15 protein-coding genes are annotated in these 12,699 nt (G+C 63.2%); 3 read left to right on the forward strand and 12 right to left on the reverse strand.

What is annotated here, in order from left to right; translation table 11 throughout:
• Positions 1–66: 66 nt before the first annotated feature.
• From BVH06_RS17585 to ffh, 7 genes are all read right to left on the reverse strand, one after another.
• On the reverse strand, positions 67–792 hold the full coding sequence (locus BVH06_RS17585) for a DsbC family protein (protein ID WP_075931712.1): 726 nt from the start codon (positions 790–792) through the stop codon (positions 67–69).
• Between the two features lie 108 nt (positions 793–900).
• A complete protein-coding gene (gene xerD / locus BVH06_RS17590; protein ID WP_075934931.1) occupies positions 901–1,797 on the reverse strand; it encodes a site-specific tyrosine recombinase XerD in 897 nt (298 codons plus the stop codon).
• 233 nt (positions 1,798–2,030) lie between these two features.
• Complete coding sequence (gene rplS, locus BVH06_RS17595) at positions 2,031–2,381, reverse strand: 50S ribosomal protein L19 (protein WP_075931714.1); 351 nt, start codon at positions 2,379–2,381, stop codon at positions 2,031–2,033.
• A 40-nt stretch (positions 2,382–2,421) separates the two neighbouring features.
• Positions 2,422–3,174: a tRNA (guanosine(37)-N1)-methyltransferase TrmD gene (gene trmD, locus BVH06_RS17600; RefSeq protein ID WP_075934932.1), complete on the reverse strand. Its 753-nt coding sequence runs from the start codon at positions 3,172–3,174 to the stop codon at positions 2,422–2,424.
• A gap of 4 nt (positions 3,175–3,178) precedes the next feature.
• Positions 3,179–3,715 carry a ribosome maturation factor RimM gene (gene rimM, locus BVH06_RS17605; RefSeq protein WP_075931716.1) on the reverse strand — a complete coding sequence of 179 codons (537 nt, stop codon included), beginning with the start codon at positions 3,713–3,715 and terminating at the stop codon, positions 3,179–3,181.
• Between the two features lie 8 nt (positions 3,716–3,723).
• Complete coding sequence (gene rpsP / locus BVH06_RS17610) at positions 3,724–3,975, reverse strand: 30S ribosomal protein S16 (protein ID WP_009403592.1); 252 nt, start codon at positions 3,973–3,975, stop codon at positions 3,724–3,726.
• Between the two features lie 143 nt (positions 3,976–4,118).
• Positions 4,119–5,495, reverse strand: coding sequence for a signal recognition particle protein (gene ffh / locus BVH06_RS17615; protein WP_075931717.1), 1,377 nt, complete (start codon positions 5,493–5,495; stop codon positions 4,119–4,121).
• Between the two features lie 460 nt (positions 5,496–5,955).
• On the opposite strand from ffh, the gene BVH06_RS17620 reads away from it, so the two are divergent.
• Positions 5,956–6,756: an inner membrane protein YpjD gene (locus BVH06_RS17620; protein WP_075931718.1), complete on the forward strand. Its 801-nt coding sequence runs from the start codon at positions 5,956–5,958 to the stop codon at positions 6,754–6,756.
• A gap of 3 nt (positions 6,757–6,759) precedes the next feature.
• Positions 6,760–8,013, forward strand: a complete 1,254-nt coding sequence (locus BVH06_RS17625; protein ID WP_075934933.1) for a CNNM domain-containing protein — start codon at positions 6,760–6,762, stop codon at positions 8,011–8,013.
• A 276-nt stretch (positions 8,014–8,289) separates the two neighbouring features.
• On the opposite strand, the gene purT is transcribed toward BVH06_RS17625, so the two are convergent.
• A complete protein-coding gene (gene purT / locus BVH06_RS17630; protein WP_075931720.1) occupies positions 8,290–9,471 on the reverse strand; it encodes a formate-dependent phosphoribosylglycinamide formyltransferase in 1,182 nt (393 codons plus the stop codon).
• A gap of 270 nt (positions 9,472–9,741) precedes the next feature.
• Between purT and BVH06_RS25760 the strand changes: the two genes are divergently transcribed.
• Positions 9,742–9,906, forward strand: coding sequence for a hypothetical protein (locus tag BVH06_RS25760; protein WP_013790147.1), 165 nt, complete (start codon positions 9,742–9,744; stop codon positions 9,904–9,906).
• Between the two features lie 8 nt (positions 9,907–9,914).
• Here the strand turns inward: BVH06_RS25760 and moaE are convergent, their stop codons facing one another.
• The 4 genes from moaE to BVH06_RS17650 form a co-directional block, all read right to left on the reverse strand.
• Positions 9,915–10,373 (reverse strand): molybdopterin synthase catalytic subunit MoaE, encoded by a 459-nt coding sequence (gene moaE / locus BVH06_RS17635; protein WP_075934934.1) that lies wholly within the window; start codon positions 10,371–10,373, stop codon positions 9,915–9,917.
• Position 10,374: 1 nt separating this feature from the next.
• Positions 10,375–10,617, reverse strand: coding sequence for a MoaD/ThiS family protein (locus tag BVH06_RS17640; RefSeq protein ID WP_075934935.1), 243 nt, complete (start codon positions 10,615–10,617; stop codon positions 10,375–10,377).
• On the reverse strand, positions 10,614–11,093 hold the full coding sequence (gene moaC, locus BVH06_RS17645; protein WP_075931723.1) for a cyclic pyranopterin monophosphate synthase MoaC: 480 nt from the start codon (positions 11,091–11,093) through the stop codon (positions 10,614–10,616). Before moaC ends, BVH06_RS17640 begins: the two co-directional genes overlap by 4 nt.
• A gap of 111 nt (positions 11,094–11,204) precedes the next feature.
• The gene (locus BVH06_RS17650) at positions 11,205–12,596 is read right to left on the reverse strand and encodes a PhoH family protein (protein ID WP_027905963.1); all 1,392 of its coding nucleotides are present in this window, start codon (positions 12,594–12,596) and stop codon (positions 11,205–11,207) included.
• Positions 12,597–12,699: the final 103 nt, after the last annotated feature.

Here is a 12,699-nt window from a genome sequence, read left to right on the forward strand (position 1 = left end):
GGCGCCAGCCGTGGAAAAAAGAGCCGCACATTACGAAGCGGCTGTCTGATAGTCAATCGAGCCGGATCACTTGGCTTCCAGGGCCAGTTTTGCCAGCTGCGCCGCCGGCTGATAACCGGGAATCATCTTGCCGTTTTCAAGAATGATCGCTGGCGTGCCGTTGACGCCGATCATCTGCCCCAGCTGGTACTGCTGGGCGACCGGGTTATCGCAGGTAGCCGCCGGGACCGACTCGCGCGATTTGGCCTTGTTCATGGCCGCCTGGCGATCCTTGGAGCACCACACGCTGGCCAGATCCTTGGCACCTTTGCTGCCAAGGCCCTGGCGCGGGAAAGCCAGGTAACGCACTTCGACGCCCAGCTTGTTCAGCTCGCCCACTTCACTGTGCAGCTTCTGGCAGTAGCCGCAATCGGTATCGGTGAACACAGTGATGTGCGCCTTCGGCTCTTTCGGCGCGAAGACCACCATGTCCTTGGCCGGAATGCCGTTGATCTGCTTGGCGATGGCCTTGCTTTCTTGCGCTTCGGTCAGATTGATGGCCTGGCCATCCTTGAACTGAAACAGGTAGCCCTGCATCACGAACTGCCCGTCGGCGCTGGCGTACAGCTGGCGACCGCCCTTGAGCTGCACCTGGTAAACACCGGGCATCGGGCTCTCGGCAATGGCCTCGATCGGCAGATCGGGCTGGATGGAAAGCAGGTTCTTGCGGATCGCCTGATCCGGGTCGGCGGCATGGCCGAGAGTGCTGACCAGGCCAAGAGCCATGGCCGCGACGATGCGGGTCACACGCATGAATACTCCTATCGAGCGACGGGGTGACAGGGAAAAGACAGAGACTACCATAACCAGGGCCCCAGGCTGCGGGCAGCAGACGCAAAGCGCGAACTGGCGACAGCCGATTCAGCCACGCGGATGGTGCTGGGCATGCAGGGCCTGCAAGCGGGCGCGAGCGATATGGGTGTAGATCTGCGTGGTGGACAGATCACTGTGGCCCAGCAGCATCTGTACTACGCGCAAATCCGCGCCGTGATTGAGCAAATGGGTGGCGAACGCATGGCGCAGGGTGTGCGGCGACAGCGACTTGCTGATGCCCGCCACCTGGGCCTGATGCTTGATGCGGTACCAGAAGGTTTGCCGGGTCATCTGCTCACCACGCAGACTAGGGAACAGCACGTCCGCGGGACGACCAGCCAGCAGCGCGGGCCGCGCCTCGCGACAATAGCGCTCGACCCAACCGATGGCTTCCTCGCCCATGGGCACCAGGCGCTCCTTGCTGCCCTTGCCGAACACCCGCAGCACGCCCTGGCGCAGATTGACCTGTTCGAGCGTCAGCCCGACCAGCTCGCTGACCCGCAACCCGCAGGCGTACAACACCTCGAGCATGGCGCGATCGCGCAGGCCAATGGGATCACCCAGATCCGGCGCAGCCAGCAATGCCTCGACATCCGCCTCGGACAACGACTTGGGCAGCGGCCGGCCAAGTTGCGGCATGTCGACCTGCAGCGTGGGATCGGCATCGATGATCCCTTCGCGCAACAGGAAGCGGTAGAAGCCGCGCATGCCGGAGATCAGCCGCGCCGTGGAGCGCGCCTTGTAGCCCTCATTCATGCGCCAGGCCAGGTGATCGAGCAACACCTCGCGCCCCACCGCCTGCAGTTCCACGTCACGGGCCTGCAGCCAGCCGTTGAGCAGCGCCAAATCGCTGCGATAGGCCGACTGGGTATGGGCGGACAGGCCCTTCTCCAGCCACAAAGCCTCGATGAAACGCTCGATCAATGGATGGTCGACAGCGGACATGGGGTCAGATCTGCACTACGCAAAGAATTCATTATCAACACAATCAAAAGCAGATACTGCACTGCTTTTGTGGCAGCGGGCGGGGACGCCTAGTTCGTGCCCGCGATTTCGCGCGCATGGGCTAGGCGCCCCCGCCCGCCTCCACAGGTGGCTTGCGAAACGGCTGCCAGCCCACCAAACGCCAGAAACGAAAAAAGCAGCCGAGGCTGCTTTTTTCGAGGGGGAAAGCTGGATTAAACCAGTTTTTCCTTGATGCGCGCTGCCTTGCCGGACAGGTCGCGGAGGTAGTACAGCTTGGCCTTGCGAACGTCGCCGCGACGCTTGACTGCCAGGCTGTCGACCAGCGGGCTGTAGGTCTGGAAAGTACGCTCAACGCCTACGCCGCTGGAGATCTTGCGCACGGTGAAGGCGCTGTTCAGACCACGGTTACGCTTGGCGATTACCACACCTTCGAACGCCTGCAGACGCTGACGGTCACCTTCCTTCACTTTCACCTGAACGACTACGGTGTCGCCCGGGGCAAAGGTCGGGATCTCTTTGCTCATCTGCTCAGCTTCGATTTGCTGAATGATTTTGTTGGTCATGCTGCGCTCCTAAGACGGGCCGTCAGGCCGGCCATCGATATTAGTTATCGTCCCGCTGGCGGATGTATTCCTCCAGCAGCTTCTTCTCTTCTCCAGAAAGCGAGCGGCTATCCAGAAGATCGACACGGCGTTCCCAGGTGCGTCCCAGGGACTGCTGCAAACGCCAGCGCCGGATGTGTTCGTGGTTGCCGCCAAGCAGCACCTCCGGAACACGCTTATCCGCATACACCTCCGGACGGGTGTAGTGCGGGCAGTCGAGCAAGCCATCCGTGAAGGAGTCTTCCTCGGCCGAATCTGCATGACCCAATGCACCAGGCAAAAGGCGCGTTACCGCATCGATCAGCACCATGGCTGGCAGCTCACCGCCAGACAGGACGTAGTCGCCGATCGACCATTCCTCGTCGACGTGCGTTTCGATGAAACGCTCGTCGACGCCTTCGTAGCGGCCGGCAATGAGGATCAAACGCTCCTCCTTCGCCAGCTCGCGTACCGCCGCCTGCGTCAGCGGGCGGCCCTGCGGCGACAGGTAGATCACCTTCGCCGCAACGTCGCTGGCCTGCCTGGCATCGGCCAGAGCATCTTCCAGCGGCTTGATCTTCATCACCATGCCGGGACCACCACCGAAGGGGCGGTCGTCAACCGTGTGATGACGATCCGTGGTGTAACTGCGTGGGTTCCAGCAGGTCAGCTGCAACAGCTCCTGCCTCACCGCACGACTGGTGATGCCGTAATCGCCGATGGCGGCGAACATCTCAGGGAAAAGCGTAATGACATCGACGCGCAGGCTCGCCATGGCGTCAGAAATCCGCATCCCAATCGACCCGCATCTCGCCAGCCTCGAGGCTGATCGACAACACGCACTGCTGCGTATAAGGCAACAGACGCTCACGATCATCGAGGCTGTCAGCGCAGGGCTTGACCACCATCACGTCATTGGCACCGGTCTCGAACAGATGATCGACCTTGCCGAGCAGTTGCCCTGCCTGATCGATAACCTTCAGACCTTCCAGCTGATACCAGTAGAACTCGCCGTCATCGAGCTCCGGCAGCTGGCTGCGAGGAACGCAGATCTCGAAGCCCGCGTAGGTACGCGCCACTTCACGATCATCGAGCCCTTTCAGCCTGGCGACCAGAACCTTGCCCTGCAAGCGTCCACCAGCCAGTTCAACCTGTTTCACCTCACCGTCGCGCCGTAGCGTCCAGCGAGGGTAATCGAGCACGTTATCCAGCGGATCGGTAAAGGAATACACCTTTATCTCACCCTTGACGCCATGCACCGAAACGATCTTGCCAAGAACCAGAAGATCCTCGGCGGGGGCCGGCGTCGTGCTCATAGAAGTGCTTAGGCAGCAGCCTTGGCAGCTTCTTTCAGCAGCTGAGCAACACGCTCAGACGGCTGGGCACCCTGGCTCAGCCAGTAAGTGGCGCGCTCTTGATTCACGGACAGCTTGACTTCAGCACCCGAGGCGATCGGGTTGAAGAAACCGATGCGCTCTACGAAGCGACCGTCGCGCGCATTGCGGCTGTTGGTCACGGTGAGGTGGTAGAAGGGGCGCTTTTTGGAGCCGCCACGAGCGAGACGAATAGTTACCATGTGAACATCGTTCCTGTAGTCGGTGCTAACTTGAGGCACACATCAAAAATGGGCCTAGGCCCGAAAGGCCGCATATTCTAAGGATTATGCGGCTGTTTGCAAATCTCTTTTTCCACAGGCCGCCAGGCGGCCTGCCAGAGCCATCAGAACTTCGGCATGCCGCCGCCCGGCATCATGTTGCCCATGCCGCGCATCATCTTGGCCATGCCACCTTTGGCACTGAATTTCTTCATCATCTTCTGCATCTGCTTGTGCTGTTTGATCAGCCGGCCGATGTCCTGCACCTGGGTGCCAGAACCCATGGCGATACGGCGCTTGCGCGAGCCGCTGATGATATCGGGGTCGCGGCGCTCGGCAGGCGTCATCGAGTTGATGATCGCCTCCATCTGCTTGAACTGCTTTTCCGCGGCGCCCTGGGCATTGCCCATCTGCGCGAGATTGACGCCCCCCATCTGCGGCAGCTTGTCCATCAGGCCGCCGAGGCCGCCCATGCTCTTCATCTGCACGAGCTGGTCGCGGAAGTCCTCGAGGTCGAAACCCTTGCCCTTCTTGAGCTTCTTGGTGAGCTTCTCGGCCTTCTCGCGATCGAGGGTCTGCTCGGCCTGCTCGATCAGGCTGAGCACGTCGCCCATGCCGAGAATGCGCGAGGCGATTCGCTCGGGGTGGAAGGGCTCGAGCGCTTCGCTCTTCTCGCCCATACCGATGAACTTGATCGGCTTGCCGGTGATGGCGCGCACCGACAGCGCGGCACCGCCACGGGCATCGCCGTCGACCTTGGTGAGCACCACGCCAGTGAGCGGCAGCGCATCGTTGAAGGCCTTGGCGGTGTTGGCGGCGTCCTGACCGGTCATGGCGTCGACCACGAACAGGGTTTCCACCGGCTTCACCGCAGCGTGCAGCGCCTGGATCTCGGCCATCATCTCGGCATCGACGGCCAGGCGACCGGCAGTATCGACCAGCACCACGTCGATGTACTTGAGCTTGGCTTCGCGGATCGCCGCTTCGGCGATGGCCACCGGTTTCTGGGTGATATCGGACGGGAAGAAGGTCACGCCGATGTCGCTCGCCAGGGTTTCCAGCTGCTTGATCGCCGCCGGACGGTAGACGTCCGCGGAGACCACCATCACGCTCTTCTTCTTGCGCTCCTTGAGCAGGCGCGCCAGCTTGCCCACGGTGGTGGTCTTACCGGCACCCTGCAGACCAGCCATCAACACCACCGCCGGCGGCGTGGTGCTCAGGTCGAGGTCTTCGTTGGCGGCGCCCATGAGGCTTTCCAGCTCCAGACGCACGATCTTCACGAACGCCTGGCCCGGGGTCAGGCTCTTGGACACCTCGGTGCCGACCGCGCGATCCTTGACGCGGGCGACGAAATCCTTGACCACGGGCAGCGCCACGTCGGCCTCGAGCAACGCCATGCGCACTTCGCGCAGGGTGTCCTTGATGTTGTCCTCGGTCAGCTTGGCCTTGCCAGTGACGCTGCGCAGAGTCTGCGAGAGGCGATCGGTTAAGTTTTCGAACATGCGCGTTCCTTTCGGGCCGTCTGGCCGGGATGGGCTGGCAGCAAACGGCGGATTATAACGAAGACCGCGACGCTTTCGAGGCTTCTTTGTCGGCGCCGCTGCGACCCAGGGTCTGTTGACGGTTCAACGCGAGCCGCGTTGCCGCGAGAAATCTCGCCAGGCTAGGCGGAGGACGCAGGGAATGGTCATTCCCTTGCCAAGTCCTCCAACGACGCATGGCGAGATTTCTCGCGCAACCCGCAGGGCCGGGCCCGTTTTTTCGCGATGCAGCGTTTCTCGCCGGCTCATTTAGCCAGCTAAACTTCGCGGCTCGTGCCTTGCCTCGCGAAAAAACGGGCGCCGGCGCGGCCGTGCGTGAACCGTCAACAGACCCTAGTGAGAGCGGATACCGCTTGCAGTCTTTTTGCGACAACGGTTGTGTGCCACACTCAGCGCCTTTGAGCCCGCGTATCCAGGATCTATGCACCCTCTGTTGCCCAGCCTCGCCGCCGCCATCCTCTATTTTGGCGCCGCCAGCTATCAAGGCCTGCATCTGGCCCGCCGCAGCACGCCCAGCCAACCGGTGTTGCTGCTGGCAGGCTTTATCGCCCTATTGTTCCACGGCGGCAGCCTGTTCATGCAGATGCGTGGCAGCACCGGGCTGAACCTGGACTTCTTCAACACCGCCAGCCTGATCGCTTTCACGGTAATCGCGCTGATCCTGCTGGCCTGCCAGCGCATGCCGGTGCACAACCTGCTGCTGTTTCTGTTTCCGCTCGGCGGGCTGACGGTGCTGTGCGCGCAGTTCATGCCCAGCGGCACCAGCCAGCCGATAGAGGAAGGCCCCGGCATTCTCGCCCATATCCTGTTGTCTATCGCCGCCTACGGCATGCTGACCATCGCCATGTTCCAGTCACTGCTGCTGCTGGTGCAGGATCACCAGCTCAAGCACAAGCATCCCTCCGGACTGATCCGCAACTTCCCGCCGCTGCAAACCATGGAAAGCCTGCTGTTCGGCTTCCTGTGGAGCGGCTGGGCGCTGCTGTCGCTGTCGCTGTTGTCCGGCGCAGTATTCATCGACAATCTGTTCACCCAGCACCTGGTGCACAAGACCATCCTGTCGTGCTTCGCCTGGGTGGTGTTCGCCGTGTTGCTGTGGGGCCGCCACCAACTCGGCTGGCGCGGTCACAAGGCGATCCGCTGGACGCTGGCCGGGTTCTGCCTGCTGATGCTGGCCTTCTTCGGCAGCAAGCTGGTTCGTGAATTCATCCTGCACATCTGAGCCGTGGACACGCCCTCACCGCTTTTCCAGCTGGCCCTGCTGCTGACCCTGCTGGGCTGCGCGACCTTCTTCATCTGCGCGCGCACCGTGCTGTTCGGCCTCAACCGCTATCGGCTGCGCTACCGGGCGCGTCAGGGCCATTGCGCCGCCGCTCGGCTGATCGCCCTGCTCGACCAGCCACAGCGGCTGTCGGCCACCCTGCGCATCGGCACCATCTGCAGCACCATGGCCGCCTCGGTGGCCGCCACCTTGCTGGCCTTGCGCCACGGCGCGCCCGGCAACCTGGCGCCATCGCCGTTCATCCTGACGCTGGCCGTGCTGATGCTGGCCCATCCGTTCGGTCGCCTGCTGGCCATCCTGCCGCCGCCGCTGTTCGCCTACCCGGCAAGCTATCCGCTGACCCTGGTCAGCCTGGCGCTGGCTCCGCTCACCCGACTGCTGATGACCATCGGTCAGGGGCTGCGCCGGCGCATTGGCAAAACGGACCAGAGTACCGAACCCGATGATGCGCCGAGCCTCACCGAGCTGCGCGACGCGCTGCAGGCCGACGACCTGCCGCTGCCCGCCGAGCGACGCGCGATGCTGCTGGGCGTGCTGGAGTTGGACAAGGTCAGCGTCGAGGACGTGATGATTCCGCGCCACGAGATCAACGGCATCGACCTGTCGGGCAGCACGCCGCTGCTCGAACAGGTACGCGCGGCCTCGCACACCCGCCTGCCGGTGTACCGCAACGGCCTCAACCAGACCGAAGGCATCCTGCACATGCGCCGCCTGGCCGGGCGCAGCGAGCTGGACGAAGCGGCGGTATTGCAAGCGTGCGACTCGGCGTACTTCGTGCCGCAAGGCACCACGCTGGCAAACCAGTTGGTGAGTTTCCAGCAGCACAAGTACCGCACGGCCGTGGTGATCGACGAGTATGGCGAGGCCATGGGCATCGTTACCTTGGAAGACATCCTCGAAGAGATCGTCGGCGACCTGAGCTCGGTGGAAACCGCCCATCCTCGTGAGTTTCACGCAATGGGCGACGGCACCTGGTCGATCCAGGGCAGCGCCTATCTGCGCGAGGTGAACCGGGCACTGGGCTGGCGGTTGCCGGTCGACGGACCGAAGACGGTCAACGGCCTGGTGACCGAAGTGCTGGAGAACATTCCGGACTGCGCAGTGTGTTTGCAGGTAGGCCGCTACCGGCTGGAGATCCTCCAGGCCAGCGGTAGCCGCGTGCTGGAAGTTCGGGCCTGGGAAGCGCAGCAGCACTGAAGCATGATCAGAGGCAAGATGCCGCTGGTGCCGAGAAGCTGTTCGCGGGCGCCCGTAACTGAGAGCTCACCTTTCACGGGTTGACGGGAAGAAGGCATGAGCAGCCACTCAAACCAACCTGTGGGAGCCCCGACCTCGGGGCGAAACGATTGCAGCCTGACTGCCTATTTCGGCGGTGCCTGAGCGAATCGCCGCGAGGTCGCGGCTACAGTGGATCGAATAACGGCCGCTACCGCCACATTGCGGCCGTTGCGCCAGTGAACAGGAATCGAAGCGTTACAGCTCGACCTTGACCGCCTGTGCCGACCGCAGCGCCTTGGCGCGGGCTGCTTCCAGCGACTCGTCGCGCGCCAGAGCAACGCCCATGCGGCGCTGACCGCTGACCTCCGGCTTGCCGAACAGGCGCAGGGCGGTATCCGGCTCGGTGAGCGCGGCGCCGAGGCTGCCGAAACTGACCTGCCTGGACTCGCCCTCGACCAGAATCACCGCCGAGGCGGACGGGCCGAATTGGCGGATCGCCGGGATCGGCAGGCCGAGAATGGCCCGTGCATGCAGGGCGAACTCGGACAGATCCTGAGAGATCAGGGTTACCAGGCCGGTGTCGTGCGGGCGCGGCGAGATTTCGCAGAACCACACCTGATCGCCCTTGACGAACAACTCGACGCCGAACAGACCACGACCACCGAGCGAGCCGGTAACGGCCAGGGCGATACGCTCGGCCTCGGCGCGAGCGGCCTCACTCATCGCCTGGGGCTGCCAGGACTCCTGATAGTCGCCCTTCTCCTGGCGATGACCGACCGGCGCGCAGAAGGTGGTGCCACCAACGTGGCGCACGGTCAGCAGGGTGATTTCGTAGTCGAAGTCGATGAAACCCTCGACGATCACCCGACCCTTGCCAGCACGGCCACCCGCCTGGGCGTAGTCCCAGGCTTTCTGCACGTCATCGGCGCTCTTGAGCACCGACTGGCCCTTGCCCGACGAACTCATGATCGGCTTGACCACGCACGGAAAGCCGATGGTGCCCACCGCCGCCTGGAACTCTTCGAAGGAGTCGGCGAACTTGTAGGGCGAGGTCGGCAGGCCGAGTTCTTCGGCGGCCAGGCGACGAATGCCTTCACGGTTCATGGTCAGCTGCGCGGCGCGAGCGCTGGGGATCACGGTGTAGCCTTCGTTTTCCAGCTCCACCAGCGTGGCGGTGGCGATCGCTTCGATCTCCGGCACGATGTAATGCGGTTTCTCCTGCTCGATCACGGCACGCAGCGCCGCGCCATCGAGCATGTTGATCACGTGGCTGCGATGCGCCACCTGCATGGCCGGTGCGTTGGCGTAGCGATCGACGGCGATCACTTCCACACCGAGGCGCTGCAGTTCGATGACCACTTCCTTGCCGAGCTCGCCCGAGCCACACAGCAACACACGGGTCGCGCTGGGCGACAGGGGGGTTCCGATACGGGGCATAACAGGATCCTTGGGTAGCAGGAGAATTCAGGCGGCGATTTTAATCACGCCCGGCCGCGATCGCGACCAAAATCGGCAGACCGGCCGACGCGCAGTGTTTTCGCCGTTATCCGCAGGCTGCTCGCGAGGCCATTATTGATCCCGCGAATTGCCCTGGATCAGCCTCGGCGCCCCGCCACTGGACTACGCTCAAGGTGTAGGCCAGCGCTGCATTGCAACCAAGGTAGCGGCGCAGCTCATGGCACGCGACACTTGCGAGGAGGCTTCGCCATGGACGCTTTCCACATCATGATCGTGCTGCTGATCAGCGGCTTTCTGCTGCTGGGCATCGGCTTCAACAACCGCGAACAGGAATGGGGCATCTGGCTGACCGGGCTGGGCGCGCTGTCGATGTTCGCCCCGCTGTTCTTCAAGGTATTCATCGAGTTCGGCTGAAACGCCTTTCAGCTGTCGGCCTGCCAGCGCCGAGCGGAGACCTGATCGCTGTCGCGCCCCTCGACCCAGCGCGGGCCGCTGGGGGTGTCTTCCTTCTTCCAGAACGGCGCGCGGGTTTTCAGGTAGTCCATGATGAACTCGCAGGCCTGAAAGGCCGCCTGGCGGTGGGCGCTGGCCACGCCAACAAAGACGATCGGCTCGCCCGGCTCCAGCCGCCCGACGCGGTGGATCACCTCGACGCCCAACAATGGCCAGCGCTCGCGGGCCTGGCTCTCGATGCCAGCCAAGGCCTTTTCGGTCATACCGGGGAAATGCTCGAGAAACATGCCGGCCACGTCCTGGCCGTCATTGAAATCACGCACGTAGCCGACGAAGCACACCACGGCGCCGACGCCGGTGTTGGCGGCATGCACGGCGTTGGTTTCCAAGCCGGGATCGAAAACGGCCTGCTGGACGCGAACTGCCATCTCAGCCTCCGGTGACCGTGGGGAAGAACGCCACTGCATCCCCGTCGACCAGCGCCTCACTCAACGCGCAGAGTTCTTCGTTGCGGGCGCACATCAGGCCGCGCTCGGCGAGCACCTCCCAGGCGCCGCCGCGGGCCAGCAGGTGCAGGCGCAATTCATCGAGGGTCGCGAAATCGCTCGGTAGCTCCTCGGCATCCAGCCCCAGGGTTTCGCGATAACGGGCGAAATACTGCACGCGGATCATCGCTCGCCCTCGCCTGCCAGGAAGTGGCCGCTCTTGCCACCGAGTTTTTCCAGCAGGCGCACCTGCTCGATGATCATGCCGCGATCCACCGCCTTGCACATGTCATAGATGGTCAGCGCCGCGACACTGGCGGCGGTCAGCGCTTCCATCTCCACGCCGGTCTGGCCGGTGAGTTTGCAGCGCGCGCGGATCAGTACGGCGTCGTCGCCATCGGCCCGCAGCTCGACCTTGACGCTGGTGAGCATCAGCGGATGACACAACGGAATCAGATCGGACGTCTTTTTCGCGGCCTGGATGCCGGCGATACGCGCCACGGCGAAGACATCGCCCTTGGGGTGCTCACCGTCGACGATCATCTGCAGCGTGGTGGGCAGCATGCGCACCCGGGCCTCGGCCACGGCTTCACGCACGGTCTGCGCCTTGTCACTGACGTCGACCATATTGGCGCGCCCCTGGGAGTCGAGATGGGTCAGCACGGGCAATCTCCAAGTAGAAAACCTGGCGATTGTAGGCCCCGCACCGGCCCCTGCAAACCATGGGCGCCGCAATGAATGCCCGGAGCCGCCAGGCGGCTCCGGGGCGAGGGGTTACATGTGGCTTTCGGCGTACTCGGCGAGGATCGAGCGCGGCACGCCCTGCAGGGTGATGTGCACACCGTGCTCGAAGCCCTTGAAGCGCTCGGTGAGGTAGGTCAGCCCCGAACTGGGCGCCGAAAGGTACGGCGTATCGATCTGCGCCAGGTTGCCCAGGCAGATCACCTTGGAGCCATTGCCGGCACGGGTGATGATGGTCTTCATCTGGTGCGGGGTAAGGTTCTGGCATTCGTCGATCAGGATCAGGCTCTGCTGGAAGCTGCGCCCGCGAATGTAGTTCAGGGATTTGAACTGCAGGGGCACCTTTTGCAGGATGTAGTCGACGCTGCCATGGGTGTTCTCGTCATCCATGTGCAGGGCTTCGAGGTTGTCGGTGATGGCGCCCAGCCAGGGCTCCATCTTCTCGGCCTCGGTACCGGGCAGAAAGCCGATTTCCTGGTCCAGGCCCTGTACCGAACGGGTGGCGATGATGCGCCGGTAGCGCTTGCTGACCATGGTTTGCTCGATGGCCGCCGCCAGCGCCAGAATGGTCTTGCCCGAGCCGGCGGCGCCGGTCAGGTTGACCAGATGAATGTCCGGGTCGAGCAGCGCGTAGAGCGCCAGCGCCTGGTGGATGTCCCTTGGTTTGAGCCCCCAGGCTTCCTGGTGCAGCAGCGGCTCCTGGTGCAGATCGAGAATCAGCAGTTCGTTGCCTTCGACCTCCTTGACCCAGCCGACGAAGCCCTGCTCATCGATGATGAATTCGTTGACGTTGACCGCCGGCAAGTCCTCGCTGAGCTGCACGCGGTGCCAGGTACGCCCATGGCCCTGGCGGGTATCGACCTTGGCGACGCGGTCCCAGAAGGCACCTTCGACGTCGTGGTAACCCTTGGAAAGCAGCGAGATGTCGTCGACCAACTGGTCAGTGTGATAATCCTCGGAATCCAGCCCGCAGCCACGCGCCTTCAGGCGCATGTTGATGTCCTTGGTCACCAGCACGACGGACATTCCCGGGCGTCGCGACTTCAGCTCCACAAGCTGGTTGATGATCTTGTTGTCGTTGAGGTCTTCCGGCAGCCAGGTGACCGGCGCCGCACTCTTGCTCATGAGAATCGACAGAAAACCGCAGGGGCCGCTCTTGTCCCGCTGGATCGGCACCCCGTGCTCGACCTCCTCGGGGGTAGCGCCATCGAGAATCTTGTCGATCAGGCGGATGGCTTGCCGACATTCGGCGGCGACGCCCTGCTTGCCGGTTTTCAGCTTGTCGAGTTCCTCCAGCACCGTCATCGGGATGGCAACGTGGTGTTCCTGGAAATTGAGCAGCGCATTGGGATCGTGAATCAGGACATTGGTGTCGAGGGCGTACAAGGTTGGGGCGGTGGGCTTGATGCGTCCGTGGTCATCCATACTCGTCACCTCTTGTCGGATCCAGCGACGGAATGCCAGGACGGCGCTCCGCCACACAGGACCACCGACTCCCGATCAGGAGCGCCGCAAACGGATGAGGGCC

This window comes from Pseudomonas sp. PA27(2017), assembly GCF_001945445.1.
Lineage (GTDB): Bacteria > Pseudomonadota > Gammaproteobacteria > Pseudomonadales > Pseudomonadaceae > Aquipseudomonas.

What these genes read in the sequence shown, in the direction of transcription:
- BVH06_RS17585 (WP_075931712.1), bottom strand. Translation starts at nt 792, where the DNA reads ATGCGTGTGACCCGCATCGTCGCGGCCATGGCTCTTGGCCTGGTCAGC.
- BVH06_RS17640 (WP_075934935.1), bottom strand. Translation starts at nt 10,617, where the DNA reads ATGATCCGCGTGCAGTATTTCGCCCGTTATCGCGAAACCCTGGGGCTG.
- BVH06_RS25760 (WP_013790147.1), top strand. Translation starts at nt 9,742, where the DNA reads ATGGACGCTTTCCACATCATGATCGTGCTGCTGATCAGCGGCTTTCTG.
- moaE (WP_075934934.1), bottom strand. Translation starts at nt 10,373, where the DNA reads ATGGCAGTTCGCGTCCAGCAGGCCGTTTTCGATCCCGGCTTGGAAACC.
- rpsP (WP_009403592.1), bottom strand. Translation starts at nt 3,975, where the DNA reads ATGGTAACTATTCGTCTCGCTCGTGGCGGCTCCAAAAAGCGCCCCTTC.
- rimM (WP_075931716.1), bottom strand. Translation starts at nt 3,715, where the DNA reads ATGAGCACGACGCCGGCCCCCGCCGAGGATCTTCTGGTTCTTGGCAAG.
- purT (WP_075931720.1), bottom strand. Translation starts at nt 9,471, where the DNA reads ATGCCCCGTATCGGAACCCCCCTGTCGCCCAGCGCGACCCGTGTGTTG.
- xerD (WP_075934931.1), bottom strand. Translation starts at nt 1,797, where the DNA reads ATGTCCGCTGTCGACCATCCATTGATCGAGCGTTTCATCGAGGCTTTG.
- rplS (WP_075931714.1), bottom strand. Translation starts at nt 2,381, where the DNA reads ATGACCAACAAAATCATTCAGCAAATCGAAGCTGAGCAGATGAGCAAA.
- ffh (WP_075931717.1), bottom strand. Translation starts at nt 5,495, where the DNA reads ATGTTCGAAAACTTAACCGATCGCCTCTCGCAGACTCTGCGCAGCGTC.
- BVH06_RS17650 (WP_027905963.1), bottom strand. Translation starts at nt 12,596, where the DNA reads ATGGATGACCACGGACGCATCAAGCCCACCGCCCCAACCTTGTACGCC.
- BVH06_RS17620 (WP_075931718.1), top strand. Translation starts at nt 5,956, where the DNA reads ATGCACCCTCTGTTGCCCAGCCTCGCCGCCGCCATCCTCTATTTTGGC.
- trmD (WP_075934932.1), bottom strand. Translation starts at nt 3,174, where the DNA reads ATGGCGAGCCTGCGCGTCGATGTCATTACGCTTTTCCCTGAGATGTTC.